Raw genomic sequence first — 26,431 nt, forward strand, 5'->3', positions numbered from 1 at the left:
CACTCCGTTAAAGTATTTAATTATTTTGTTAGCGCATTAAGTAATAACTTAAGTCACTTTAAGGCACGACACTCATGCATTAAGGTCACTTGAGTTATCGAATAGGAGTACAATACGGGAGAGATATGACAGTGCCGTTACATTTTAATAAACACTATGTGACAATAATAAATTAAATATATTCATATGGTTAACTTTACAGAAGTAAAAAAACCGCACTAAATTAATATTAGTGCGGTTTGGCGTTGCGATTATAAACTGTTTTTATGCGCTATTAATTTAGCACCTAGCGCAAAAGTAAAACATTAAAGTAATGCTGTTTTTAGGGTTTCAGCATGTATTTTTTCGCGCTTTACATATTTAATCCATTGCTTGGCTAAGCGCTGCGACTTTTTATGTATTTGCGCTTGTTCAAACGCTAAAATAGAGGCATCAAAGTTTTGTAAATTGAACTGTGCCATGCCCAAAGCTACAAATGCGTTTGATTCAAAATCAAGGTTGCCTTTATCAAGTGCTTTACGCGCAGAGTCGGCAGCTTCTTCATATTGCTCTGTATTTACATACACTTGTGCTAAGCGCTGATCGTAGTTACCACTGCTTGATAACTGCGCCGCTTTTACAAAGTATTTAATCGATTGCGCATCTTCTTTAGCTTGGATCATGGCTTCAGCTACAAAGGCATAGTTTTTAGCGGTTTGCTCTGCTATTCCTGCCTCAATTGCTTTACTCATCACTATGGCTGCTTTATAAGCCAAGCCATTGTATAAATACACCTGGGCTAATTGGCGTAAATCTGACTTGGAGGTTAAAAAGCCTTGCTGATATGCCGCTTCAATAATTGCTAGTTGTTGTTTTTCTCGACCTGTTTCGCCATACATACCTGCTAACTGCACCCAGTATTCTGGTTTGTTATACAGCTTAACCATGCGCTCTAGTACCTTTACCACTTTATCGGACTGATTAAGTGAGTAGTACATAGCACGCTGTAATACTAGCCAGTTCTCTTTTGGTACTTTGCCTTCGCTGTCACTTAGTGTAATAGCTTGCGTTATATAGTTAAGGCCTTGCTGGTAGTCTTTTAGCTGATAATAGGTTTGCGCTCTTAACACATAGTAGCTCTCTGGCTTATCTTTTGTATTAATAGCATCCCATTGATCTAAAAACGTAATTACTTTGTTGTAGTCACTGTTAGCCATTGCCAATTGAGCCAAACTAAACGTAGTGCTTAAACGTAATGTTTCTGGAATACCCTCCTCAGCGACTACTTTTTCAAACGCGGCTATTGCTTTGGGTAAGTCGTTTTCGTTGTAATAAATAAAGCCATAAAAGTTATGCATCATTGCAATTTCGTAGGAGTTCATGCTTGATGCGCGATCTTGTATAGAATCAAGCGCTTCAAGGCCTGCTTTAACATCGCCATCGTCGGCAAGCTTTTGGGCTCGCGCTAACTGGCTATATACTTTTTCACGCAGGGCCGGTACTCGTTTGGTTTTTTGCTCTGCGGCTTGCGCTGTAAAAGCACTCACACCTGGTAATAAACTAAGTGCACTGGGGGTTACAATACTTGCGCTTATTGTTACGGTGCAAAAAAGTGTTAATTTAAAAATAACTGCTATTGGTTGTAATTTCATCATCGCCTCGCTTTTCTATCCATTAATAGGTTGAATTAATTAATCCAAAAATTAACCGCTTATCTGGAAAGATATTTTGTTCTGCACTCCCGCAACTTCAACGGCTTCACCATTGACTACGCGGGGCTTATATTTAAATTTAAGGGCTGCATCCATCGCCGCTCGGTCAAATAGCGATTCAGGCTCTGCCTTTAATACCTGAGGGTCGCGAACAGTGCCTTGTTTGGTTACTGTAAACTCAACAATAACGTAGCCTTCAATCCCACGAGACAGTGCGCGCCTTGGGTACACTGGCGCCACTTTTACAATGGGCAGGTATTCACCATCACTTGATTCAAGGGCTAAACCACCGGCTAAATTCACCTCGGCATCAACATTGGCCGCAAAGTCAAAATTATTAGCTTTTGCATTGGCATCGCTGTTTTGCATTTTTGGTGACTCCATTGGTGGTGGCGGCTCTTTGGGTGTGGGAGGTTTTTGAGGTTTGCGCTGTTTTGTTTGTAAGCTTTCTTCTTTTTTAAGCCGTACAAAGTCAAGCACGTTCCCCTTTGCTGGTTCGCTCATTGCGCCCTCACCACCAGTAATAAGTGCCTGCATGCCTAAAAACAGCATAAAGGTCACTAAAATGGCTATTACAAATGCTATTAAATAACGCATGGCTAACCCTTAGGCTTCTTGGGCCGCAATCGACACATCAAACACACCCGCGGCGCGCGCTGCATCCATTACTTTAATTAAAGTATCCGTGGTCGACTTTTTATCTGCTTGAATAACCACGCTCCCTTGTGGGTTTTCGGCTTTTAAACGCTCAATATTTGCCTGCACCGCACGCACATCTATTTGGCGTTTATTAATCCAAATTTCACCTGTGTCTGAAATAGCGACCAAAATATTAGCGCGTTCTTTTTTAACCGCAGTGGCGGCTTCGGGGCGGTTAACATCAATACCCGACTCTTTTACGAATGAGGCGGTCACAATAAAGAAAATAAGCATGATAAATACCACATCTAGCATGGGGGTCATGTTTATTTCTTCTGCTTCGTCTTCTTGAAATAGGTTTCCTAATGGGGCTCTCATTTTTTATTCTCCTGAAATAAGTGGCTATAGATAGAGCCACTTATTAATAATTGCTTAATGGTCTAAAACCATGCTGTCTTCAAGTAGCGCTACTTCACGTTTAGCCCGGCGTTGTAAGTACGTTGAGGCAAATACCCCAGATAACGCACCGACCATGCCTGCCATAGTTGGAATAGTTGCTTTAGATACGCCCGACGCCATAGAGCGCGCACTGCCTGTACCTGTAATAGCCATAACATCAAACACTTCAATCATTCCTGTTACTGTGCCAAGTAAGCCAAGTAGCGGACACAATGCAACCATCACATTAATAAGTGCTAAGTTAGCGTTAAGACGCATACTGGCGCGTGAGATCATCGCTTGGCGAATTTGTTCTGCATTCCAGCTATTACGCTCGTTGCGCTTAAGCCAACTGTTTTTGATGGCTTTTTTGTAACCACGAAAACCATTAAAAAAGTAAATGAATCGCTCGAGTATCAATAACCACATCGCGAAGATTAACACCCCAATGACCAAGAGAACTTGGCCACCAGTGTCGAGAAAATCACGGATAGCATTGATTGAATCAATCAATAGCACCATGGTTTATGCTCCTTTTTCACTTCGTTTTGCAATAATGCCCGCGCTTTGCTCTTGTAAAATAAGCAGTAAGCTTTTTGCTCGGGTGTTGAGTATGGTGTAAATAAATACTGTGGGTATTGCCACAACTAAGCCAAGTACTGTTGTTACAAGCGCTTGAGAAATACCGCCTGCCATGAGCTTAGGATCCCCGGTGCCAAACAAGGTAATGGCTTGGAAGGTATTGATCATCCCGGTAACTGTACCAAGTAAACCAAGCAGCGGAGCCACTACTGAAATAATTTTAATCAGGGTTAAGTTACGGGTTATTTTTGGCATTTCGCGCAGTATAGCTTCGCTTAATTTAAGCTCTAGGGTGTCGTAGGCTACATTTGGGTAGTCGTCTTTTACTTTCATAACACGGCCTAGTGGATTATCGTCGCGAGCAACCGTGTCTTTAAGTTGACGGCGAATTTTGCCACCCACTAGCAATAAAGATACAAAACGCTCAATTGCAATTAACAGGGCTAATAAACCCACACCTAAAATAACGTAACCCACAGCGCCGCCTTGGTGAACTTGCTCAGCGGTATCTGGGGCTTGTACTAGTAAACCTAAAATTGAGCCACCGGTTGGGTCTAGTGCAAACTGCACAATACCGTTTTTAGCCTGCTGTAACTCGCCTGCGGTTGATGTATAGCGCGATACGGGCTGGCGAGTAAGCTCACTTAGCGTATTTGTACTTGGGCTGTACTCTAAATATTTACCGTTGGAAATAAGGTTAAAAGCACCAACACGCACAACTTCTTGCTCTGCTTTGTTACCACCTTCAATAATAACCTGAGTATTAAAGCGGCTCACTTTGCCTTGCTCGGTCATTTCACGTTGTAGCTCGTACCACACTTTTTCAATATCTTCGATTGAAGCAAGTTGTGAAGTAGATCCCATTTTTTGTGCTAGATCGTCCATAAAAACACTTCGACCAGGTATTTCTGCCGATACCACAGAGGTAGCAAACTTATTGCTTGAATCGCCTGCCACTTGTTGCAACACACCAAACAATTCTTTAAGTGATCCCATACGCTTTGATAGGGTATCGGTTAAATTAGCCAGTTTAATTTCGTTTTCTTCAAACTGTGTTTCTAAACGCTCTGATTCACTAAGCATTTGACTACGCTTTGCTTGCGTGTCTTTTAGCATTTGTACTTGCTCGTTTTGACGCGCAGTAAATTGTTGTTCACGCTGAGTATTTTGCACACTTTGCGCAGATTTACCTTGTTCAAGGTTTTTAAGTAATGAATCTAAATCCATTGGCTCAGCTGCTAAACTTGCGCATGTAAAACTTATACTTGCAGCAAGTACGGCCATTTTTGTCATTTGAGTAAACAATTTCATTTTCGACCTCTTATCGTGCTGCGTGAACTGGCAGAGTTAACATATCTGGGGCAAGTTGCTTACGCGCAATGCGTAAACCTTTATTAATTTGGCTAATGGTTGAGTCTGGAAGTGCTGCAAACGTTTTTGTTTGTGTATCCCAGCTACCAGCTAATTTACTATCGCGGGTTAAGTAAATGAGCTCTAAGCGACCAATGCGTAAAAAGTCAACTTCGCGTTCTTTACCATTTACCTCAAGCAGTGCGCTGTAAGCTTCAATAGTGCGGCCATAATCAACTTCTACTTGGTAGGCTTCGAGTACGCGGCGGAACTTTTCGCTAGAGGTAATATCGGCACGTTCCATCATGGCTTTTAAAGAGGTTAAACGTTTTTCACGCTCGTCTTTTAAAAATGGCACATCGAGTAATACAAACTGTTCAAGGCCGGTGATCATGCGCATCATTAGTGGCGTAATTTGACGCTCAATAATTGAAACCTGATCCATAGAGAGATTCATCGATTGCATTTCTGCAATTTGGTTATTTAACTGTTTTGTAAGCTGAGCGTTATACACAGCTAAACCATCAATTTCTTTATTAAGAGTTTTAAACTGTTGCAGACGCCCTTGCATTGAATCTGCAATCTTGTCTATTTTTGTTTGTGATTGCGCAGCCGATTTAGTAATTTCACTGCTTTTATCAATAACCTTATTTAAATCGTTTGCGTGTACAGCGGCACTTGCGGCCACAATACCAGCTATAATTAATGGTTTAACGCCTTTCATCGCATACACCTTTACTCGTTAGTTAGCAGATTTGCTAGTTTGTTTTTGTTAGCTTTAAACGTTTGATACAAACAATTAAAAACTAAATATTTTCAATGAGCGAAAGTGTATAGATGAAAAATGACAAGCATGTTGCGCAAAGAAGTCGCTTTTATGACAGCGTTAATAAATAGCCTGTCTAAGGGTGCTGTGTAAGGGGTTGTGTAAGGAGTGCTGTGTAACAAGTGTTATAAGAGGAGTGAGTGTTTGGCAACCAAACACGCATAATTTAGCAATACTTAACCTGAGTTCAGGCTATTTAGCTTAAAATAGCATTAATTTGATTTAATGTTTTTTGCCAGTCGGTGTAGTTTATTGCTATTGGGTGCACTTTATTGTCATTTATAAGCACTAAAGATGGAAAACCCTGAATGGGCAAACTATGTACATAATTAAGCTCTGCAATTAACTCATCATTAAGCTCTTTTGATTGAAGCCTATTTGCAAACTGCGCTTTATTTAAACCTATTTGCTCGGCTAAGCTAATTAATGTGCTTTCATCTGAGGGGTTTTGAGCATTTAAATAGTAAGCTTGCTGAATGGCTGCAACCATTGCACTTTCTTTGCCCGCTTTACGCGCAATAAGCGCCGCCCTACACGCTGGGTACGTTGAGCGCCTTGGTTTACAGTTGCGCCAAAAATCAAAATTAAACTCAGTGCCCAATTGCGCTGCTATTTTATGCCAGGTGTTTTGTAGCATATCTTGCATGTTTTGTGGCATGGGATCTTGGCTGTCAGGAGCAAGCCCTCCAACTTTGTATTCAACTACTAGGTTACTCTCAAGAGCGGCTTTTAACTTAAGCCAGCTCGGCGCATAACCCCAGCACCAACTGCACATAGGGTCGTGTACATAAACAAGTTTACTTTGAGCCATTTGCTCCTCCGTATTAACAGCTCGTGCTTAATGTAAGCCACCAACATTTACACATACTATAATGATTAATAGCTAAACTGTTGTTAGCGTTTGTTTTTAAAATTTAAACTTTAAACTTTTTAACCATACGCTCTAAATCGCTAAATTGTTGTTTAAGCTTGGTGCATTCATCCAAGGTACGGTTTAAATTAGCTTTGCCCTGTATTGAAAGCTCACTAATATTGTGAATGTCTGAATCGAGGGATTTAACAACCTGATTTTGCTCATCGGTTGCACTAGCTACAACATGATTCGCATCGCTAATTTTTTGTATTGCATCTATAATCTGCTGCATTACAACACCTACTGCATCGGCTTGTTGCACGCTTGTTTCGCTGTCGCTTAAACTGGTTTTCATTAGTTCTACCGCTAAATTAGAGCCTTTTTGTAATTGGCTTACGGTGTCTTCTATTTCTTGGGTTGATTGCTGGGTTCGGTGCGCTAATTGACGAACTTCATCAGCAACTACAGCAAAACCTCGCCCAGCTTCACCAGCCCGTGCAGCTTCTATTGCAGCGTTAAGGGCCAGTAAATTTGTTTGCTCGCTTACCCCTTTAATTACCTCAAGCACTTGGCCAATACTGGCTGTATGCACGTTTAAGCTATTAATAGTTTGCTGTGCCTGTTCCATATTTTTTGATAACTGATGAATACTGGCCACATTATTACTGAGTGTTTGCTGGTTTTGCGCTGAGTGCTGATCGGCATTTTTAGCTAACTTAGAGGCACGCTCAGCACTGTTTGATATTTCCATTGCGGTGGCAGAAAACTGATTAATAGCGGTAGCTACACTGTCGGTACGTTTAGTTTGGTCTTCGTACATTAATAATGTTGAGTCGGTTTGCGCCACTAAACTCGAAATAGCCACATCTAATGACTCTGTGGTGTGCTTTACTTGCTCAATAGAGTGCTGTATTTTTTCAATGAATAAATTAAAAGAATGACTTAACTCGCCGAATTCGTCTTCATTTTCAACTTCTAATCTACACGTTAGGTCGCCTTCACCTTGGGCAATGTTTTTAATAGCGTCGTTTAATCGCTGCATTGGGCGCATTAAATAGCGCAATAATAGTTGCATCATAATAATGATAACAACTATACCAATAAGCATATATATAGCGGCCGTTTTACCAAAGGCCGATACACTAGCAAAGGCTTTATCTTTATCGATTACCACGCCTAAGTACCAGTCAACGTTTTCTATACCGCGTATTTTTGTATACGATATAAGCTTACTTTGCCCTGCCACTTGATACTCTGTAAATTCGCTTTGCAAAGCAGTGTGGGTAGCAAATAACTCAGTAGTATTTTTTAAATTAAGTGCTCTGTTAGGGTGGCTTAACACTTGGCCGTTACTGTCAATTAAAAAGCCGTAACCTAAGCCTAAAAAATCTATATCGTTAATAATTTTTGTAATAATGCTCATTTCTATATCGGCGCCCGCTACACCAATAAACTGCTCATTTTGCTGCATCGGCACAACCGCAGATATAGTAAGTTCATTGCTGGTTACATCTATATAAGGGGTAGTAAAGGCAGTATTTACTTTGTTTTCTACTAGCTTGTACCAAGGGCGAGACGTGGCATCAAAATCAGCGGGCAATACTACGCTTTGATCGTTTAATATAAACACGCCATTGGATTTACCAATATAGGTATTTTTAAAGTTTCCGGCCAACTCAGCGGTATTAAGCTGTGTAAGGGTAAGCGCTTTGCTATCACCAGATTGGTGCGTTTTTGCTATGGCAATAACAATTGCCAGTTTGTCATTTAGCCAATTAGCAATGTTTTGCGAAACAGATTCTGAACTTTGTTGCAGTACGAGAGCAAGTTGCTGCTCGGTTTGATTACGCATAGATACATAGTTATTAATTGTAAAAACACCAAGTACCAACACTAATACCAGTGATGCAGCAATAGTGACCTTAGAGGTAAATTTTAACGAGCCAAGCATAAGTGCCCTTTTTTAATTGTTATTATTAGCACCTACAGTTTTAGCAAATATTTAACTAAATGTCTTAGTTATTAAAGCTTACGAGCAACAAAAGAGCTAAAACAGTAATAAAGGCTTAATTATGATTATTCATGAACTTAGAAGGATCGGGAAGATTAAGGCGTGTTGTTTAAATTGTGTACTTAAAAATACAAGCCCCTTGCGAGGCTTATTACTGATTGGCGCTTAACTGCGGGAGATTTATGTCGTTTTAAAATACGCTGCACAGCGACTAAAACGCTATGCTTTTTCCCATTTCATTTTATTATTGGTGTCGCGCGAATTGATAATTGTAGTATCACTGCTCTCTACGCCGCCTAGTTTTGCTAAACGGTCGTATAGCACCACGTTACAAGTGGCGGCGAGGTTCATGCAGCCAATAGTAGGAATATACACGACTTCGTCGGCCCACTTTAAAACGTCTTTAGACACTGAGCCATCCTCTGGGCCAAACACATAAAATGCGTTTTCTGGGTGGGTAAACTCAGGCAGTGGCGTTGCACCTTCAATTAGCTCAATAACCACAACCGTGGCACCTTGTGGCTTTACTTTTTCTAAATTATCGGTGGCAGTTAGTGAAATTCGCTCAACCACATTTTTTGTATCGGTATGAAACTTTTGTGCATTTAAATAACGGTTTCCGGTAAAAAACACCTGCTGTGCGTCGTAGCAACCTGCAGCACGTAATACACCGCCCACATTAGTTGGGCTTTTGGGATTTAATAAACCAATAACAGCCTGTTGCTTGCTCATTAATCACTATCCTTGGTTGGCCACTCTGCTATATATAGGTCAAAGTCATCGAGCTTAACGTCGCAATCTTTTACGGTTTTGTCTTTTACCGAAATGCCCTGCTGATGCATTTTTGTTTTGTCGCCATTATTTAACAGCGGATGCCACGAGGCCAACCCTCGCCCTTCGTGCAAACGGCGATAGCTGCAACTTTGTGGCATAAAAAAGATATCTTTGAGGTTTTCTTTGGTAAGTTTTACACAAGATGGTACCAGCGTTTGACGATTTTCGTATTCGCTACAACCACAGGTATTATTATCGAGATACTGACACACAATATTAGTAAATATTAACTGCTCACCTTCGCGTAGCTGATCGGTGGCGGTAAATTCATCTTCATCTTCGCTATCAATAAAGGTATTTAAGCAGCATTTCCCGCAGCCGTCACAAATGGCTTCCCATTCATTTTGGTTCATGTCGCTTAGGCTTTTTTCAAGCCAAAATTGTGTATTTGCTAATTGTTGATCAAACATAATGTACTCGCGCCCCTAAAGAGCGCGCATTCTACCGTATTGCTGCAAATGGCGCAAAGCCAATACCTTGCAGGTAAGGGCTTTGCCTAAGCATTATTGTACTGATTTAACCCAGCGCTTTATTTTCTGTTCTAAAATTGGCATAGGTAATGCGCCATCTATGAGTATTTGCGTGTGAAACGCTTTAATATCAAACTTATTACCTAGCTGTTTATGTGCGTAGTCGCGCAGCTCACTAATTTTAAACTCTCCTAATTTATATGACAGCGCTTGGCCTGGCCATGCTATGTAACGCTCAACTTCGGCTATTACATCACTTTTAGCCATAGACGAATTAGCTAGCATGTAATCAATACCTTGCTGACGCGTCCAGCCTTTTGCATGAAAACCAGTGTCGAGTACTAAACGCATAGCGCGTAATTGCTCATCTGATAAACGCCCATACCACATATACGGGTCGGTAAATAAGCCAAGCTCTTTCCCTAAACTTTCAGCGTACAACGCCCAACCTTCGGCAAATACGGTGTAGCCACCAAATTTACGAAAATCTGGCAGGCCATCTATTTCTTGCTGTAATGCTATTTGAAAGTGATGCCCAGGTGCTGCTTCGTGAATCGAGAGCGTTTCGAGTAAAAACTTAGCCTGCGCCTTTAAGTTATAGGTATTAATATAAAAAACACCTGGGCGAGAGCCATCTGGTGCTGGAGACGCATAAGATGCGCCCGCAGCCGACTGTGCTCTGTAAGCTTCTACTGCTTTTACAACGTATGGCGCTTTTGGTGCTATGTTAAAAAGCAGTGGCAAACGCGCATCAATTTTTTGTTTTACGTTTTCGTATGCCGCTATTAACTCTTGCGGCGTGTTGTAATAAAATTCGTCCGAATCACGTAAGTGGTCAAAAAATGCAGATAAGTCACCTTTAAAGCCAACTGTTTCTTTTACTTTTTTCATTTGCGATAAAATACGCGCTACTTCACTTAAACCAATATCATGAATTTCGTTAGCAGATAAACTAAGTGTAGTGTGTTTTTTAATTTGGTATTCGTACCACGCTTTACCGTTAGGTAAATCGCTATAACCAACACTTTCTCGGCTATTAGGAATATATTGATTAGCTAAAAACTCGCTCATGCTGTTATATGCAGGTACTAAACGCTCTATAATCAATTTCCTATATTGTACTGTAATTTGTTGCTTTTGCTGCGCTGTAAACGACTCTGGGAAGTTTTTAATTGGCGCCCAAAATAGTGAGTCTTCGGCGTCAGTTACCACATGGGCTGCAAATTGTGGTTGCAGCTTTTTAGCCAGTGGCGTTGGTAATACTACGCCCAGCTTTATGCCTTGCGCCATTGATTCTTGCACACTTACAAGCCAGTTAATAAAGCCCTCACTTCGGGCTAAAAAGTTGCTGTAATCTTCAACTGTATTAAAAGGTTGTGCACTTTGTCCCGAGCCAAAACCAGCAAAGGTGTTATGTGCCCCTGCCATTTGATTAATTGGCAGTAAATAATCTGGGTATTGCATTCCTTCAAGCTTAAGCGCTAAGTCTTGGGCTAATACTTCAAAGCTTAATAATGCTTGTCCTACTAGCTGCTCTTTATCTATAAGTGTTAAGCGCTGTTGATATTTTTTATAAAAAGCGGCTTTTTTATCACGGCTAGCCGATGAAATAACAGGCGTAAATTGGTTATTAAACTCATTACGGCCATTGTAAGTGGCACTGAGAGGGCTAAACATAAGCGATTCATCGTAATATTGAGCTACCAGTACATCAAGCTGTTGTTGTGCTGAAAGCTCTGACACCACTGCTTTGGCAGTATTAGCCATGCTCAATTGCGCGTGGCTACTGGTGGTGTTACTTTCATGCTTACTTTTATTTATATTAGTGCAACCACTTAAAGCAAGCAGTACACCACTGGCTATAACCGCCAAGTTTATTAATTTCATGCTGATACCTTGTTAAAATTTACTTATCGAGTATGCGTAGTTACATCAACTAAATAAAGAAATTACGATAGATAACAGCCATCGCTATTTATTTGCAGTTTGTGCTTAGCTTGGTAAAGTCGAGTTAATTTAAAATACTAATAAAAGACCCCCTAATATGAAAAAACAACTACTGTCTGCTTCTATCGCACTTTTATGTTTAAACAGTATGAATGCCTATGCTGTTACTTATGTATCTGCTAAGGCAATGCTTGATGTTCAAAGTGGTAAGTTAATACAGTCACCCCTTATTACCATAGATAATGGCGTGATCACCGCTATTGATAGCAATAAAACGCCTAAGCTTAATAAAGGAGATGAACATATTAAGCTGCCTGAACTGACACTTATGCCAGGATTAATGGACATGCACGTGCATTTAACCAGCGATCCAACGGTACCTCGCAGTGAGCGTGTAGGACAATCGGTACCGCGTATGGCTGTAAAAGCAGCGTACTTTGCGAAAAAAACCCTTGAAGCTGGATTTACTACCGTGCGCAACGTAGGCGCAGAAGGTTACAGCGTAATTGCAGTACGCGATGGAATTAATGCAGGCGATATAATTGGCCCTCGTATTTGGGCAGCAGGCCCCTCTTTAGGTATTACCGGCGGCCATTGTGATAACAACCGTTTGCCACCTGAGCTTAAATATACCTCGCAAGGCGTTGCCGATGGTCCATGGGCGGTACGCGTTAAAGTGCGCGAAAATATTAAATACGGCGCCAACGCCATTAAATTTTGTGCCACAGGGGGAGTATTTTCAAAAGGGACTAAATTGGGCGCACAGCAGTACTCGTTTGAAGAAATGAAAGCCATTGTAGATGAAGCGCACCTTCGCGACTTACCAGTAGCCGCGCATGCTCATGGTACAGATGGTATAAAAACCGCAATTAAAGCCGGTGTTGATAGCGTAGAGCATGCCAGTTATTTAGATGACGAGGCAATTAAATTAGCTAAAGATCATGGTACTTGGCTTTCAATGGATATTTACAATACCGAATATACATTGAGTTTTGGCGAGCAAAATGGCGTAGATGAGGAAAATCTAAATAAAGAACGCCAAGTATCTAAAGTACAGCGTGATAGCTTTAAACGTGCAGTGAACGCCGGCGTTAATATGGTATTTGGCACTGATGCTGCTATTTACCCACATGGCGATAATGCTAAACAGTTTTCTCGCATGGTTGAGTTTGGTATGACTGAACTGCAAGCAATTCAAGCATCTACTGTAAATAGTGCAAAGCTATTAAAAATGGATAAGCAATTAGGCCAACTTAAAACAGGCTTTGCAGCCGATATTATTGCAGTAAAAGGTAATCCGCTTAAAAATATTGCAACACTTGAGCACATTCCTTTTGTAATGAAAGCAGGGGTAGTTTACAAAAACTAGTAACTCTTTTTAAGTAGATCTACATAAGGCTCGCTTTTAGTTTACAGCGGGCCTTTAATTTTTAAGCCTAAACAATTTATAGCTGAAACTTTGGCCAACCCAGGCTGATAAAGCTAAGCGTATATTTAAAAAGCATAAGTTACGCTTACCAATTCCAACACGCTTAAAAAACCAGCAAACAGATTGTTATAAAAGCTTTTTTTAAACTTTTTATTTATTTTAATAACGATAACCATTATCATTCGCGCAACTTGTTAAATACGAATACTTACCATTATATGCATAACTTTAAATATTCTTTACTTACCCTTGCTTGTTTAAATGCACAATTAGCCTTTGCTAATGATATAAAAGTTGAAGACAACATAGAGCGCATTAGCGTTTACGAAAAACAAAACCGTGTTGTTATGAGCTCTGGCTTAGCTACTAAGTCAAACATGTCGTTAATGGAAACCCCAGCTCCTGTGGTTATTATTGACCGTGAACTTATTGAATCACAAGGGGTTAATAGCCTGCAAGATTTAGTACGCAACGTAAGTGGTTTAACTCAAGCCGGCAATAACTACGGTATTGGCGATAATTTAGTAATTCGCGGCTTAGATGCCAATTACACCTACGACGGTATGTATGGCGGTGCTGGGCTAGGTAATACCTTTAACCCTACTCGTTCACTTACTAATGTTGAATCGGTTGAAGTACTAAAAGGCCCTGCTACTGGTTTATATGGTATAGGTAGCGCTGGTGGCGTAATAAACCTAATTGAAAAAAAGCCTGAGTTTAACGAAAAACATAAAGTGGGCGTAGAGCTTGGCCAGTGGGATAGTTATGCACTTTCGATTGATAGCACCAATGCTATAACCGATAATTTAGCCTACAGGGTCATGGCTAAAACAGCTTCAAGTGCCGGCTTTCGTGACTTAAAAGAAGATCGCGACGAAATTTATACCTCGCTTAAATATGTATTCGATAACAAACAAAATATTATGCTCTCCGCGGCCTACATTAAAGATGCCATTGCAGTGGATTCAATTGGTCACCCTATTCGTATTTACGATGCAAATTCGGTAAATGGACTAACGTCAGATCAAGTAACCGGTGCTGATTTAGTAAATGATCCGTCTGGCAATGGCTTGCAATTATCTGAAGCGCAGCGCATTGAGCTTGCAAATTCATTATCGTCTTCAGATGGTTTAACGCCTTACAGCTTTGGTACTAATGGTATTATTTCACCTATGGCTAAAGATAACGAAGGTGAGGAGCTGCGTTTTAAATTAACCCACAACTACTTTATTACCGATGATTTATTTTTGAATCAACAATTGCAGTATCGTAATTACACCTCAAGCTTTGCTCGTCAAACCGGGGCTTATAATTACGTGTATTCAACTCGCAGTGGAGTAATAAACCAAGATCCGCGCGCGCCACTAGTTGAAGACGGGGTACTTTACCCGTTTGCAGCACGCCGCCAAGAGTATCGCCAAGTGGAGGCCGACGAAAAGTCATGGCAGTACTTTGCCGATTTGCGTTACGACTTTTCAGTAGCCGATATAGACAACGAGTTATTAGTAAACGCTAATTATGAAGATAGAGATATTGGCTTTAAACAATATTCTATTTATGATGCCGATAAAGTGATTAACGATAGCGACGGTAACTTACTTTACCAAGGCACACTGCCCTACATTTACGATATACGAGAGCCTAACTGGCCAACCGGTAACTTTGCCGATTACGACCCACTTAAAACCAGCGACTACAATAAAAAAGTACAAGCTTGGGGGTTAGGTATTCAATATGTAAGCTATATAAATGAAGCCCTTACTACACGTATTGGGGTTGCCTATAACCGTATTAAACAAAGTTACGAGCATTTAGGTGTAGATGAGCGCTACAGTTCAAGCCGTGCAAACCCAACCCCTGAGGCAAATACATCTGACAGTGGTTTAACCTATAATTTAGGTGCAACTTATCAACCAACTGAAGATTTCTCGATATTTGTTAATCATTCTAAAGGGCGAACAGCCTACAGTGTTTTAGGCTCTGTAAGTGGTAACGAAGCCGACAGAGAAGATTCTGAATCGTTAAGTAACGATTTAGGATTTCGCTTTAAGGCCTTTGACGATCAGTTATTAGCGTCTATTGTGGTATTTGAAAGCGCGCGAACTAATTTAGAGTATGCTAATCCTCTTTATGAAGCGGGTGTATCTGCAGAGGGTGTAGTTGAAAGCTTTTATAATGGTAAAGAAGAAACCAAAGGTGTGGAGCTTGATTTAAACGCTTACTTAAACGATAAATGGAAAATAAACGTCAACGGCGTATACCAAGATGCACGTGATCAAAGTAATCCTAATAGCAGCAGTTTCGATACTCGCCAAAAAGGCGTGCCCTATGTAACTGCCAGCACTTGGGTAACTTACTACGCAAACATGTTTAATTTACCAGAGGCGGTAAATATTAGCGGCGGTATTACTTTTGTAGATAACCGCAGCACTAACTCTAGCTCGTTTTCGATTCCGGATGGTTATGTACCTAGCTATACAATTTATGACACTGCCATTTCGTACACAACTGATAAATGGCATATGCAGCTAAATCTTAATAATTTATTTAATAAGCGTTATTACTCTAAAGCCATGTTTTTAGGCGGTATGCCTGGGCAAGAACGCAATGCTAAATTAAGCTTTAGCTACACACTTTAACTAGTTAAATACTTAAAAAGCACGGTTTTCTAATTTAGAAACCGTGCTTTTTTGTGTTTGATGAATGCTTAATTTAGATCAGATAGTAACAACTATACGACCATTAATTTCGCCTTTGAGCATATCATCAAAAATTTCGTTAATATCCTCTAAGCGTTTTTCTTCAATAATTGCTTTTACTTTACCTTGTGCTGCAAATTCTAAGCACTCTTGTAAATCTTTTCGAGTACCTACAATAGAGCCCACAACTGACACACCATTTAGCACTGTATCAAAAATAGGTAATGGCATATCCTCTGGCGGTAAACCCACTAACACACACTTACCACCACGACGTACACTTTTATAAGCTTGCTCAAAACCAGGCTTTGAAACTGCAGTACATACGACTGCATGCGCGCCGCCTACTTGTTCAAAAATGGCTTCGCTTGGGACCACTTCTTTAAAGTCGAGGGTAATATCTGCGCCAAGCTCTTTGGCCAGCGCGAGTTTTTCTTTGCCGGTATCAACCGCTATAACATTAAACCCCATTGCTTTAGCATACTGTACAGCTAAGTGCCCAAGACCGCCCACTCCCACAATAGCCACCCATTGCCCGGGTTTAGCTCCCGATACTTTAAGTGCTTTATACGTGGTTACTCCAGCGCAAAATAATGGCGCGGCTTCTGAAAAGCCAAGCCCTTCGGGTATTTTTACCACGTAGTCACCGTGTGCTAAACAATATTCGGCGTAACTACCATCTATAGAGTAGCCGGTATTATGCTGTGACAAACACAGGGTTTCTCTGCCATCTAAGCAAAACTCACAATGCCCACAGGCACTGTAAAGCCAAGGCACACCAACGCGATCGCCTACTTCTAGGTGTTTAATATTGCTACCGACCTTTTCAATTACACCTACGCCTTCGTGGCCTGGCACTAAAGGCATTTTAGGCGCAACAGGCCAATCGCCATGACATGCATGTAAATCGGTATGACACACCCCACAGGCCGCTATTTTTACCAATACATCATTTATGCCAACCTCTGGGATAGGCATGTCTATTATTTGTAATTTACCTTTAAATTCATTATTAATTGCAGCTTTCATAATCATTCCATCGTTTAAGTAATACCTATAAAATAAGTATTAATGTGTATTAAAAATAAACTTCATTGCTTTATACCCATTACAACTTAAACCAATATAGCTGAGTGATTATTAATCTAAATCAAACTTTAGTCTGACAGTAATTACTTAACTCGCTGTAAAATCTTGCCATACTCAATAAGCGTGCTAGCATTAGTTTCTGAAATTACTAAAAATTAAGAAGTTATGAGTTTATCCGACAAAAATTTTTCCTTTGTAATGCACTGTGGTGAAATGGGTAGCCGCTGGGGATTCAATCGTACTATTGGACAAATGTGTGGCTTATTGATTATTACTAAAAATCCGATGACCGCGAACCAAATTGCAGAATCCCTCAGTATTTCACGCGGCAATGTTAGTATGGGCATTAAAGAGCTGCAATCGTGGCAGCTTATTAAAGTACAACATATTCCTGGCGACAGAAAAGAATATTATGCCCCTGCGGGTGATATTTGGGATATGGCTAACCGGGTGTTCGAAGAACGTAAAAAACGCGAAGTAGAGCCTACTCTAAGCTTACTGCGCGATAATCTATTAGATACTGCAAGCAACGAAGATGAACTTTACGCACAAAAACAAATGGGCGAAATTCATAACCTGCTTGAAACAGTGACTAAATGGTCATCTGAATTACAGCGTTTAACCCCTGAGCAGCTTAATAAGCTAATGAAGTTAGGATCTGGTATCGGTAAGGTAATTGATTTAAAAGATAAAATATTTAAAAAAGAGTAAGTAAAACCCAAAATTCAAAAAAAGCCGCAATTGCGGCTTTTTTTAGATACTTATTTAATCTGTATTATATTTTTGGATAGCCAATTCTGTCTGACAAATAACCTACACTGGTAGCAAAGTAATACGAGCGATTCCAGTGCATAAATACTTTATAGTTATCGTAGGCTAAGTACATACGACCATTTATATCATCTGGCATTACCAACGCTGCTCGTACATCTACATTTGGCAGATCACTACCATCTGCACGGCGTACACCTAGTGCTTGCCATTCGGCTAATGAGCGCTCTGAGTCATTCCAAAATTCTAACCATTGTTTACGCGTTTTAGTACCGCGCACTAGCACGTATTTACTATCAAAGTTTTCTGGTAACTTAACCTGACGACCCCATGTAAGCGAGTCGTTCCAGCCTTCTTGCTTTAAGTAATTAGCAATAGAGGCGAATGCATCTTCTTTGGTCGTCCAAATATCTTTGCGACCATCGTTATTATAGTCAACCGCGTAAGCGTTAAATGAAGTTGGCATAAATTGCGTTTGCCCCATAGCACCTGCCCAAGAGCCTTTAAACTTGTCAAGGGTAATGTGCCCTGACTTTAAAATATCAAGCGCAGCCCAAAGCTGTTTTTTATACATGGTTTCGCGGCGACCATCGAATGCGAGCGTAACAAGCGATGAAATTACATTATGACCACCTTGTATAGCACCAAAGTTACTTTCAAGGCCCCAAATTGCCACAATAAAGCGCGCTTGCACGCCAAAGTCTTTAGCTACTTTTTCTAGCACGTCTTGATTTTCGGCGTATAATTTACGAGCACGATCAATTTTCCATTGCGGTACACGTTTAGGTAAATAGGTTTCAAGCGTTTCTTTGACTTCTGGCTGATTTTTATCAGCAGATACTATTTTTTCTTTATAGCTTGCACCAGCAAAGGCTTGATCAATAAGCTGGCTGTCGTAACCCTTTGCAATTGCTTCTTGCTTTAAAGCGTCTAAATATGTTTGAAATTCAGCTTGTGTTTTTGCCATTACAGATGTGCTTAAACATACTCCACATAAAATCATGGCTAATTTTTTAATCATTATCGGCTCCGTTTTCTTTTCGTAATTGGCTTAACAGATTCTCCTGCGGAGGCGGTATTTGTAAATAATACCCTTTTTCTGTCAATGCTGCTTTTACGGTTTCTAAATCAGCTGTGCCTAACATCGCACGTTTTGCTAGGTTTATCAGCATCACATATTTAGGTTGACCAAACATAGCCATTAAAGGTTCCGGAACTTTAGTAAAATCATCTCTTTTTTCAACAAATAAGAAGCTATCCGCTTTTTTCTTACTTTTATATACCGCAGTGAGCATTATGGCCCTATAAATTCTTGCTTAACAATGATTCACACTATAACATGAGAGCAATAATAAGTTAGAATAATTAGATTGAAAATTTCAATAAAGGCCTTATTCAGCCTGCGTTTATCTAAATTTAATCTCTGATCAGATAATTCAATTGAGCGTGTATGTCAGAACAAATTTTTGAGTTAAAAGGGAATCTTTTTACGTTATCAGTTTTACATCTTTACAGTACTGATATAAACCTTTTAGCAGAGCAACTGTATATAAAAATAGCCCAAGCGCCCAAGTTTTTTGAAGGTGCGCCTATTGTTGTTAACTTAATTGAGATAAAAAATAACTCTCTCGATTTTGTTCATTTAAAATCATTACTTGAGCGTATGAGCTTTAATGCGGTTGGTGTGTGTAATGGCTCAGACGAGCAACATACGCAAGCCAAAGCAGCTGGCCTATCTGTATTAAATTATTCACAAGACGTTAAGAGTGAATCTGTTAAAAAAGAACCCAATACCTCTATTGTTGAAAAAACAGTGCACTTGCCTGCACAAATAATTAATGGCACGGTACGCTCTGGTCAGCAAGTTTATGCAAAAGATCGCGATTTAGTGGTACTAGGTGCTGTAAGCCATGGCGCAGAAGTTATTGCAGATGGCAACGTACATATATACGGAACCCTGCGTGGTAGAGCAATCGCTGGCGCAAAAGGGTTTAAAAACGCACATATATTTTGTAATCGCTTAGAAGCAGAACTTGTTTCTATTAATGGCAATTACTGGATCAGTGATTCACTGCAAGGTGAACACTGGGGTAGCGCTGTGCAGATACAACAAAAAAATGAATCATTAGAAATTTCAGCTTTGGTTAAAGGATAAATCTCATGGCAAAAGTTATTGTCGTTACCTCGGGTAAAGGTGGTGTTGGTAAAACAACGTCAAGTGCCGCAATTGGTACAGGCTTAGCATTAAAAGGCTACAAAACAGTTATTATCGATTTCGATATTGGCTTACGTAATTTAGATTTAATTATGGGTTGTGAACGTCGTGTAGTGTACGACTTTGTAAACGTAATTAATGGTGAAGCAAATTTAAATCAAGCACTTATTAAAGATAAGCGCGTTGATAAACTATTTTTACTCCCTGCATCACAAACTCGTGATAAAGACGCCCTAACACGCGAAGGTGTTGAGCGCGTGCTTAACGAATTAAAAGAAGACTTTGATTACATTGTTTGTGATTCACCAGCGGGTATTGAAGCTGGCGCTATGATGGCTATGTACTTTGCCGATGAAGCAATTGTAACAACAAACCCTGAAGTATCGTCAGTGCGAGATTCAGACCGTATTTTAGGTATTTTACACAGTAAGTCTAAGCGCGCTGAAGAAGGCTTAGAAAACATAAAAGAACACCTATTAATTACTCGCTACAATCCAGATCGTGTTTCTAAAGGTGAAATGTTATCGGTTGAAGATATTCAGGATATTTTAGCGATTGATTTATTAGGCGTTATTCCTGAGTCTCAAGCAGTATTAAGTGCATCTAACTCTGGCCAACCTGTTATTTTAGACAGCGAATCTGATGCAGGCCAAGCTTATGCAGATGCGATTAGCCGCTTACTAGGTGAGACTGTCGACTTTCGCTTCTTAGATGTAGAGAAAAAAGGTTTATTCAAACGGATATTTGGAGGTTAACGTGTCTTTACTTGACTACTTCCGCTCAGAAAAGAAAAACAGTGCGTCATTAGCAAAAGAGCGATTGCAGATCATAGTCGCGCACGAACGTTCTCAACGAGGAACGCCGGATTACTTACCACAATTAAAACAAGATATTTTAGATGTGATCCGTAAATACGTTAACGTGAGCAGTGATGCAGTCCAAGTTCAATTTGATCAGAACGAAGATGACTTAGCCGTGCTTGAGCTAAACGTAACCTTGCCTGACGAAGAGCCAAAAGTATAAGGCAGTAATTAAGCATTAAATTACTGCTCGCAAAAAAGCCGTTCATTAAAGTGAACGGCTTTTTTATGTTTAACAATTTTACTTTTTAGCTTTACCCTAAAATTAAAATAAGAGAGTTATTTAAGCTCTTATATTTCAACTTGAAGTTGACTAGTTTAGTTAACACTTAAGGTTATTATATAAGTAGTTAAGCATTGCCGTAATTAGCCGAGCTTATTCTGCATCACCAAAGAACAACTTAGTGATCAGTTTATTATCAATAGTCTCACCCTTTAGCGTTCTCACTAACAGCTCACTACCGAGTAGTTGCAATGAAAATACTACGTCAGGTTTTACGCGCTTAATTTGCGGAATATGTTTACTTGAATTAACCAAAGCAATTGTTTTAGTGTCCTCGCCAGCAACTTCTTTAGCCGCTAAAATACTAAACGCATTTTCAGCATCATCATTACGTAACGCTAAAATATAATTTGCCTTTTTAGCGCCCGCTTCTATTAAGATATCTGCTGAGCTTGAGTCGCCATAAACAATGTCTGCATCTACCGGGTATTCGTGTTCAGACCCTGTTGGGCACACTAAAGTAACTGCATCGCCACGCTCTACCAAACCCGCATAAACACTGTGTGCGGTGGGTGAAATACCTAAAATAATAAAATGATTTTTTCTCATTACGTTCGAAATCCTACCTTTAACAATTTTTTTAAGATTACCACCAATCACAGGGCCTATAATAGCACTGATAGAAGTAGCAAAAACGGTAATACCCATAACAATAATTGATGCGGTAAATAATCGCGCTGTAGACGTTACAGGGTAAAGATCGCCATAGCCTACCGTCGACATGCTCACAATAGAAAAGTAAAATGCAGTGGGTAAATCGGTAATAGGGGTACTAAACTCGCTGCCTAAATACAAAGTGCCAAACACAGCATAAAGCATTAATGCGCCTGTACTCGTTAGAGCAAACAAACTACCTGCGGTAATACTAGAGCCATCAAAGCTTTTCCAGTATACGAGTAATAACATGCTCACAACCATAGTGTAAGACAATAATATTAGCCCAGAGCTTGACGATGAAATACTAATAACCGCGACCACTATTAATAGTATCAGTGAAAAAGCCCACGCTAAACGTGCTTTTAAAGCTAAGCCAACCGACATTATTATTAAGCCTGCACCTAAAATAAAGCGCGGTAGTTCTGTTATTCCTATTTTATCAATTAAATTTAACCAATCGAGCGACCAGTTTAATACACCCGGTAGCATTTCGAGCATACGTGCAACAACAGGTTTAATTAGCCAGTAACCATTAAAAGCAACCAAAATAGCTAATATCCAAGCTGGTTTACATAGTTCTAATAGTTTACGTTTTATTGTTTCAACTTTCATAAAAAGCGCTTTAATAACAGTGGTATATAAAAAACACCACTAAATGAATAGCAAATAAATTAATAAAGCTATTATAACTGCCTCCCAATAATAGGTGCACTTATAATAGCTTAGTATTTATACCTGTTAGCTCAATACACTATTAAGTAAGTTATCTATGTAAGCTAACCTTAGATACTTAAATACGATCAAACATCCCATTCTTTTAGCGTATCTTTTACAAAAGAATAGCGCCAAGAACTAAGCAAATCTGGTTTAATATACTGCTCTTTTTGTGCTGCAGATAATTTCCAATTCCAACTAATTAGTTGATTAACCTGCTTTTTAGAAGCCATTACATCCTCTGGAATATTATGTTCTTTGGCAACTTTATTAATTTTTTGTTTTATCTCTTTCGCTACTTTTTTGTAACTAGGAAAGTCTATTAAACGCTTTAAAATTGCTGGGTGTTGCTCCTCAGGCAAAGCTTTTGCTTGCTCAATACACTTTAGTATTTCGACTCCCGAGCGGTTCACTTCTATCGCCTCAACGCCCGGAATTTGCCTTAATGCATTTAAACTTGCTGGCCCTCGTTTAGCAATTTCTGTCATATTATGTTCTTTTAATACAAAGTTAAGTGCTAAATTTTTACGAATTGCTTTATTTCGACGCCAAACAGCCAGCTCTCTTAATATTGCAAGTTCATGTGGCCTTAGTTGCCACGCATTTTTAATGTCTTTATAGAGCAGTTCATCTGGGGTTTGAAATTCACGCTTATTAGCCACTAACTCACTTTCGCTAATAACAATATTAAATAAATCGGCGGCTTTTACACTGTCAATAATAAGATTAAAACAGGGTAATAAATGATAGGCATCGGCAGCAGCGTACTCTAATTGTTTATTTGTTAATGGCCGTTGCAACCAATTTGTACGTGATTCACTTTTATCTATTTCAATATCCAGTAAGGTTTTTACCATTAGAGCAAAGCCCATGCAGTTTCCTTCGCCTAAAATTTGCAGTGCAAATTGAGTATCGAATAACGGCGTAGGAACAAACCCAGCGTACTTTTGAAAAACTTCTATGTCTTCTGAAGGAGAGTGAAATACTTTTAAAACAGCAGGATCTTTTAAAATTTGCCAAAAATCGAATAATGACAGTTCTGCCAGTGGATCTATAAGTGCTAAATGCTCGCCATCATAAACTTGAATAAGTGCAACTTCTGGGTACAAAGTACGGCGACGCATAAACTCTGTGTCTATGGCTAAAACGGGCTTGTTTTTAATTTGCTCAACAAAAGTATTAAGCTGATTTTGGGTTTCAATTAATTGGTAGTGCACTTAGTCTCCTACAATAAAAAAGCCGACATATGTCGGCTTTTTTAATAGTTGCTAATCTTTCAAGGCTCTTCTGAGTATTTTACCTACGTTAGTTTTAGGTAACTCATCCCTAAACTCAACAAGCTTAGGCACCTTATAATTAGTTAAATTATCACGACAGTGTTTTATTATATCTTTTTCAGTTAAAGAAGGGTCTTTTTTTACAACAAAAACTTTAACTTGTTCACCACTCGTATCGTGAGGGATACCAATAGCTGCTACTTCAAGCACTCCGTCGTGCATGGCAACAACTTCTTCAATTTCGTTAGGGAATACATTAAAGCCCGAGACAATAATCATATCTTTTTTACGATCGACTATATAAAAGAAACCTTCGTCGTCATAAGTTGCTATGTCACCGGTAGCAAACCAGCCATCTTGTAAGCTCTCAGCGGTTGCATCTGGGCGTTTGTAGTAACCAAGCATAACTTGCGGGCCTTTAACCCAAAGCTCTCCTGGTTCACCTTTTGCTGCTTCTTGGCCATTATCAAGAATTAATTTGATTTCGGTACTTGGAGCCGGTAAACCAATTGAGCCATTATATGCAGTTAAGTCATAAGGACTAACGGTAACTAAAGGAGAACACTCGGTTAAACCATACCCTTCCATTAATTTAGATTTTGTAACTGTTTGCCATTTTTCAGCAACTGGGCGTTGTACAGCCATACCGCCGCCTAATGACATTTTTAAGTGACTAAAATCAAGTTCAGCAAATCCTGGCGTGTTTAACAAACCATTAAATAAAGTATTTACACCCGTAATAGCAGTAAATTTAGCTTTACTTAATTCTTTAATAAAACCAGGCATGTCGCGTGGGTTAGTTATAAGTACATTTAATCCGCCGTACTTCATAAATGTTAAGCAGTTAGCCGTTAATGCAAAAATATGGTAAAGCGGTAACGCAGTTATTACCACTTCTTTACCGCGCTCAAGCACTGGGTCTAAACATCCTGAAACTTGCTCAAGATTACCTACCATATTACCGTGGCTTAACATTGCGCCTTTAGATACACCCGTTGTTCCACCGGTATATTGTAAAAAAGCTAAATCACTTAAGTTAACCTCTGGACGTACATAGGCATTTTCGTCGGCTTTAAGTAAATCGCAAAAATCTATGGTATTTGGCAAAGTGTAGCTTGGCACCATCTTTTTAATGTACTTAACAACAAAGTTTACAACATGCTTTTTAATGCCACCCATCATGTCACCTACTTGGGTAACAACAATATGTTTAACATCGGTATGCGGTAGCGCTTTTTCGAGTGTATCGGCAAAGTTAGCCAATATAAAAATTGCTGAAGTATCAGAATCTTTAAGTTGGTGCTCAAGTTCACGCACTGTGTAGAGTGGGTTTACATTAACAACAACACAGCCTGCACGTAAAATACCTAAAATAGCAATGGGCGTTTGTAACAAATTAGGCATCATAACTGCCACTTTGTCACATTTTTTAAGGCCTAAATCATTTTGAATATAAGACGCAACTTTTTTAGTTGCAGTATCAATTTCATCATAAGACAAGGTTTTACCCATATTTGTAAATGCGGGTAAATCTTTGTAGTCGGTAAAACTTTTTTCAAACACTTCGAGTAATGAGGCATAGTGCTCAGGATCGATAGTTTCAGGCATACCTTCTGGGTAGCGCTTAAGCCAAATTTTTTCCACTCTTAGCCCCTGTTTATAGTTATATTTTTATTAACCTTAATCTAAGTAAGGCACTTTGACAATTGAGCAAATACTCTAATGAAGAATAATCCCACATTTAACGCTAATATACAATTAACACACGCTACTTTGCACCATAAATGCTTGAATCTGTTCAAAACAGTGCGCACTGCTTTGCATATGACAGTGATGCCCGCCCTCTACAGTTATTACATTTAAGCTATTGTAATATTTAGCATAGTTTTCTAAATTTTGTTTTACAAAAGTGTAGCCTGTATCCCCTAGTATTAACTGACATGGCGCAATTAAATTTTTTATTGCACCAATACATTGCGCCTCATCAAACCTAAAACCTGAATGATTTTTAAGCTTTGGGTCGGTTGTTAATGCAAATCCATTTTTAATTGTTTTAATATTGCGCGCCATTAATACCTCAATAAGCTGGCTACTTAAGTCTGTTGTTTGCGCACGTGCTTGGTGTATTTGCTCTTTCGATTGATACACTCTTGGCTTTTTATTTTTTAGCCTGTCTCGGTTTAAAATAGCACTTTTAAGTTGTTGCGTTACTTCTTCACTTGGGGTTGTTACGCACCCTATTCCTTCTATAAATGTTACAGACGTTACATAGTCACTAAAGCAGCTTGCAAACACACCCGCCACCATAGCTCCCATAGAGTGCCCTACTAAATGTATTTTTTTTACCCCTAGAGTATTTATAAACTGATATATATCATCAATATAATCTACAAAATAATAGTGTGCGTCGTCGCTACGCCACGACGACAATCCGTGTCCGGCAAAATCAAGGCAATACCACGTTTGCTGCACTTTGGCATTTGCTAACATAGGGATATAACTTGCACTATTATCAAGCCAGCCATGTAGCGCAATTACAACTTCATCTCCACTTCCCGTTTTTAAACCATGAATATTTAAATTATTGATTTGAATATTAAATGGTTCCACAGCACACCCCTATTAATTTTATTAATGATTATTTATAACTGTTAGCTCTAACGTGTTTTAAAAGGCGCGGATTCAAATCTGAAGTGCATAACGTTTAGGCGGCTTTAGCCGCCAAGTGATCCTGCATCAATTTTGCAGGCGTTTCAAATCCAAGTGTCTTCCTCGGACGATTATTAAGTTGCTCAA

The 26,431-nt window shown here is 39.5% G+C and carries 24 protein-coding genes; 6 read left to right on the forward strand and 18 right to left on the reverse strand.

Annotation, left to right across the window (positions count from 1 at the left end):
- Positions 1–305 precede the first annotated feature (305 nt).
- From I6E78_RS12660 to I6E78_RS12710, 11 genes are all read right to left on the reverse strand, one after another.
- On the reverse strand, positions 306–1,631 hold the full coding sequence (locus tag I6E78_RS12660; protein WP_197182658.1) for a tetratricopeptide repeat protein: 1,326 nt from the start codon (positions 1,629–1,631) through the stop codon (positions 306–308).
- A gap of 51 nt (positions 1,632–1,682) precedes the next feature.
- A complete protein-coding gene (locus I6E78_RS12665; RefSeq protein WP_011330148.1) occupies positions 1,683–2,288 on the reverse strand; it encodes an energy transducer TonB in 606 nt (201 codons plus the stop codon).
- A 9-nt stretch (positions 2,289–2,297) separates the two neighbouring features.
- Positions 2,298–2,708, reverse strand: coding sequence for an ExbD/TolR family protein (locus I6E78_RS12670; protein WP_011330147.1), 411 nt, complete (start codon positions 2,706–2,708; stop codon positions 2,298–2,300).
- Positions 2,709–2,762: 54 nt separating this feature from the next.
- Positions 2,763–3,290, reverse strand: a complete 528-nt coding sequence (locus I6E78_RS12675; RefSeq protein ID WP_011330146.1) for a MotA/TolQ/ExbB proton channel family protein — start codon at positions 3,288–3,290, stop codon at positions 2,763–2,765.
- A gap of 3 nt (positions 3,291–3,293) precedes the next feature.
- Positions 3,294–4,661 carry a MotA/TolQ/ExbB proton channel family protein gene (locus I6E78_RS12680; RefSeq protein ID WP_197182649.1) on the reverse strand — a complete coding sequence of 456 codons (1,368 nt, stop codon included), beginning with the start codon at positions 4,659–4,661 and terminating at the stop codon, positions 3,294–3,296.
- A gap of 10 nt (positions 4,662–4,671) precedes the next feature.
- The gene (locus tag I6E78_RS12685; protein ID WP_011330144.1) at positions 4,672–5,424 is read right to left on the reverse strand and encodes a DUF3450 domain-containing protein; all 753 of its coding nucleotides are present in this window, start codon (positions 5,422–5,424) and stop codon (positions 4,672–4,674) included.
- A 298-nt stretch (positions 5,425–5,722) separates the two neighbouring features.
- Positions 5,723–6,337, reverse strand: a complete 615-nt coding sequence (locus I6E78_RS12690; RefSeq protein ID WP_197182650.1) for a DsbA family protein — start codon at positions 6,335–6,337, stop codon at positions 5,723–5,725.
- 103 nt (positions 6,338–6,440) lie between these two features.
- On the reverse strand, positions 6,441–8,330 hold the full coding sequence (locus tag I6E78_RS12695) for a methyl-accepting chemotaxis protein (protein WP_197182651.1): 1,890 nt from the start codon (positions 8,328–8,330) through the stop codon (positions 6,441–6,443).
- A gap of 279 nt (positions 8,331–8,609) precedes the next feature.
- Positions 8,610–9,122, reverse strand: a complete 513-nt coding sequence (locus I6E78_RS12700; protein WP_011330140.1) for an RNA methyltransferase — start codon at positions 9,120–9,122, stop codon at positions 8,610–8,612.
- Complete coding sequence (locus I6E78_RS12705; protein WP_011330139.1) at positions 9,122–9,634, reverse strand: YcgN family cysteine cluster protein; 513 nt, start codon at positions 9,632–9,634, stop codon at positions 9,122–9,124. The genes I6E78_RS12700 and I6E78_RS12705 overlap by 1 nt, the downstream gene beginning before the upstream one ends.
- A gap of 93 nt (positions 9,635–9,727) precedes the next feature.
- Positions 9,728–11,581: a DUF885 domain-containing protein gene (locus I6E78_RS12710; RefSeq protein WP_197182652.1), complete on the reverse strand. Its 1,854-nt coding sequence runs from the start codon at positions 11,579–11,581 to the stop codon at positions 9,728–9,730.
- Between the two features lie 157 nt (positions 11,582–11,738).
- Here I6E78_RS12710 and I6E78_RS12715 point away from each other — a divergent pair, with 157 nt between their 5' ends.
- Positions 11,739–13,010: a Xaa-Pro dipeptidase gene (locus tag I6E78_RS12715; RefSeq protein ID WP_197182653.1), complete on the forward strand. Its 1,272-nt coding sequence runs from the start codon at positions 11,739–11,741 to the stop codon at positions 13,008–13,010.
- A 278-nt stretch (positions 13,011–13,288) separates the two neighbouring features.
- Positions 13,289–15,709: a TonB-dependent receptor gene (locus I6E78_RS12720; protein WP_197182654.1), complete on the forward strand. Its 2,421-nt coding sequence runs from the start codon at positions 13,289–13,291 to the stop codon at positions 15,707–15,709.
- A gap of 78 nt (positions 15,710–15,787) precedes the next feature.
- Here the strand turns inward: I6E78_RS12720 and adhP are convergent, their stop codons facing one another.
- Positions 15,788–16,798, reverse strand: coding sequence for an alcohol dehydrogenase AdhP (gene adhP / locus I6E78_RS12725; protein WP_011330135.1), 1,011 nt, complete (start codon positions 16,796–16,798; stop codon positions 15,788–15,790).
- 225 nt (positions 16,799–17,023) lie between these two features.
- On the opposite strand from adhP, the gene I6E78_RS12730 reads away from it, so the two are divergent.
- Complete coding sequence (locus I6E78_RS12730; RefSeq protein WP_011330134.1) at positions 17,024–17,569, forward strand: GbsR/MarR family transcriptional regulator; 546 nt, start codon at positions 17,024–17,026, stop codon at positions 17,567–17,569.
- Between the two features lie 64 nt (positions 17,570–17,633).
- Here I6E78_RS12730 and I6E78_RS12735 read toward each other — a convergent pair whose 3' ends face one another.
- Together I6E78_RS12735 and I6E78_RS12740 are read right to left on the reverse strand one after the other, a co-directional pair.
- Positions 17,634–18,650 (reverse strand): lytic murein transglycosylase, encoded by a 1,017-nt coding sequence (locus I6E78_RS12735; protein ID WP_011330133.1) that lies wholly within the window; start codon positions 18,648–18,650, stop codon positions 17,634–17,636.
- The gene (locus tag I6E78_RS12740) at positions 18,643–18,924 is read right to left on the reverse strand and encodes a YcgL domain-containing protein (RefSeq protein ID WP_011330132.1); all 282 of its coding nucleotides are present in this window, start codon (positions 18,922–18,924) and stop codon (positions 18,643–18,645) included. The genes I6E78_RS12735 and I6E78_RS12740 overlap by 8 nt, the downstream gene beginning before the upstream one ends.
- A 155-nt stretch (positions 18,925–19,079) precedes the next feature.
- Between I6E78_RS12740 and minC the strand changes: the two genes are divergently transcribed.
- From minC to minE, 3 genes are read left to right on the forward strand one after another with little or no spacing between them, the layout of a single operon-like run.
- A complete protein-coding gene (minC, locus tag I6E78_RS12745) occupies positions 19,080–19,784 on the forward strand; it encodes a septum site-determining protein MinC (protein ID WP_011330131.1) in 705 nt (234 codons plus the stop codon).
- A gap of 5 nt (positions 19,785–19,789) precedes the next feature.
- Positions 19,790–20,599, forward strand: coding sequence for a septum site-determining protein MinD (gene minD, locus I6E78_RS12750; RefSeq protein ID WP_011330130.1), 810 nt, complete (start codon positions 19,790–19,792; stop codon positions 20,597–20,599).
- Between the two features lies 1 nt (position 20,600).
- Positions 20,601–20,867, forward strand: coding sequence for a cell division topological specificity factor MinE (gene minE / locus I6E78_RS12755; protein ID WP_024604840.1), 267 nt, complete (start codon positions 20,601–20,603; stop codon positions 20,865–20,867).
- Positions 20,868–21,080: 213 nt separating this feature from the next.
- On the opposite strand, the gene kch is transcribed toward minE, so the two are convergent.
- The 4 genes from kch to I6E78_RS12775 all read right to left on the reverse strand — a co-directional run bounded on the left by kch (position 21,081) and on the right by I6E78_RS12775 (position 26,245).
- Positions 21,081–22,256 carry a voltage-gated potassium channel protein gene (gene kch / locus I6E78_RS12760; protein WP_011330128.1) on the reverse strand — a complete coding sequence of 392 codons (1,176 nt, stop codon included), beginning with the start codon at positions 22,254–22,256 and terminating at the stop codon, positions 21,081–21,083.
- Positions 22,257–22,444: 188 nt separating this feature from the next.
- On the reverse strand, positions 22,445–23,575 hold the full coding sequence (rnd, locus tag I6E78_RS12765) for a ribonuclease D (protein ID WP_197182655.1): 1,131 nt from the start codon (positions 23,573–23,575) through the stop codon (positions 22,445–22,447).
- A gap of 51 nt (positions 23,576–23,626) precedes the next feature.
- Complete coding sequence (fadD, locus tag I6E78_RS12770) at positions 23,627–25,279, reverse strand: long-chain-fatty-acid--CoA ligase FadD (RefSeq protein ID WP_089369289.1); 1,653 nt, start codon at positions 25,277–25,279, stop codon at positions 23,627–23,629.
- 114 nt (positions 25,280–25,393) lie between these two features.
- Complete coding sequence (locus I6E78_RS12775) at positions 25,394–26,245, reverse strand: alpha/beta hydrolase (protein ID WP_011330125.1); 852 nt, start codon at positions 26,243–26,245, stop codon at positions 25,394–25,396.
- Between the last annotated feature and the right edge of the window lie 186 nt (positions 26,246–26,431).

The organism is Pseudoalteromonas sp. NZS127 (genome assembly GCF_015864805.1).
Classification (GTDB): Bacteria; Pseudomonadota; Gammaproteobacteria; order Enterobacterales; family Alteromonadaceae; genus Pseudoalteromonas; species Pseudoalteromonas nigrifaciens.

Excerpts from the sequence above, each read along its gene's own strand:
- I6E78_RS12660 (WP_197182658.1), bottom strand. The coding sequence starts at position 1,631 with ATGAAATTACAACCAATAGCAGTTATTTTTAAATTAACACTTTTTTGC.
- I6E78_RS12665 (WP_011330148.1), bottom strand. The coding sequence starts at position 2,288 with ATGCGTTATTTAATAGCATTTGTAATAGCCATTTTAGTGACCTTTATG.
- I6E78_RS12670 (WP_011330147.1), bottom strand. The coding sequence starts at position 2,708 with ATGAGAGCCCCATTAGGAAACCTATTTCAAGAAGACGAAGCAGAAGAA.
- I6E78_RS12675 (WP_011330146.1), bottom strand. The coding sequence starts at position 3,290 with ATGGTGCTATTGATTGATTCAATCAATGCTATCCGTGATTTTCTCGAC.
- I6E78_RS12680 (WP_197182649.1), bottom strand. The coding sequence starts at position 4,661 with ATGAAATTGTTTACTCAAATGACAAAAATGGCCGTACTTGCTGCAAGT.
- I6E78_RS12685 (WP_011330144.1), bottom strand. The coding sequence starts at position 5,424 with ATGAAAGGCGTTAAACCATTAATTATAGCTGGTATTGTGGCCGCAAGT.
- I6E78_RS12690 (WP_197182650.1), bottom strand. The coding sequence starts at position 6,337 with ATGGCTCAAAGTAAACTTGTTTATGTACACGACCCTATGTGCAGTTGG.
- I6E78_RS12695 (WP_197182651.1), bottom strand. The coding sequence starts at position 8,330 with ATGCTTGGCTCGTTAAAATTTACCTCTAAGGTCACTATTGCTGCATCA.
- I6E78_RS12700 (WP_011330140.1), bottom strand. The coding sequence starts at position 9,122 with ATGAGCAAGCAACAGGCTGTTATTGGTTTATTAAATCCCAAAAGCCCA.
- I6E78_RS12705 (WP_011330139.1), bottom strand. The coding sequence starts at position 9,634 with ATGTTTGATCAACAATTAGCAAATACACAATTTTGGCTTGAAAAAAGC.
- I6E78_RS12710 (WP_197182652.1), bottom strand. The coding sequence starts at position 11,581 with ATGAAATTAATAAACTTGGCGGTTATAGCCAGTGGTGTACTGCTTGCT.
- I6E78_RS12715 (WP_197182653.1), top strand. The coding sequence starts at position 11,739 with ATGAAAAAACAACTACTGTCTGCTTCTATCGCACTTTTATGTTTAAAC.
- I6E78_RS12720 (WP_197182654.1), top strand. The coding sequence starts at position 13,289 with ATGCATAACTTTAAATATTCTTTACTTACCCTTGCTTGTTTAAATGCA.
- adhP (WP_011330135.1), bottom strand. The coding sequence starts at position 16,798 with ATGAAAGCTGCAATTAATAATGAATTTAAAGGTAAATTACAAATAATA.
- I6E78_RS12730 (WP_011330134.1), top strand. The coding sequence starts at position 17,024 with ATGAGTTTATCCGACAAAAATTTTTCCTTTGTAATGCACTGTGGTGAA.
- I6E78_RS12735 (WP_011330133.1), bottom strand. The coding sequence starts at position 18,650 with ATGATTAAAAAATTAGCCATGATTTTATGTGGAGTATGTTTAAGCACA.
- I6E78_RS12740 (WP_011330132.1), bottom strand. The coding sequence starts at position 18,924 with ATGCTCACTGCGGTATATAAAAGTAAGAAAAAAGCGGATAGCTTCTTA.
- minC (WP_011330131.1), top strand. The coding sequence starts at position 19,080 with ATGTCAGAACAAATTTTTGAGTTAAAAGGGAATCTTTTTACGTTATCA.
- minD (WP_011330130.1), top strand. The coding sequence starts at position 19,790 with ATGGCAAAAGTTATTGTCGTTACCTCGGGTAAAGGTGGTGTTGGTAAA.
- kch (WP_011330128.1), bottom strand. The coding sequence starts at position 22,256 with ATGAAAGTTGAAACAATAAAACGTAAACTATTAGAACTATGTAAACCA.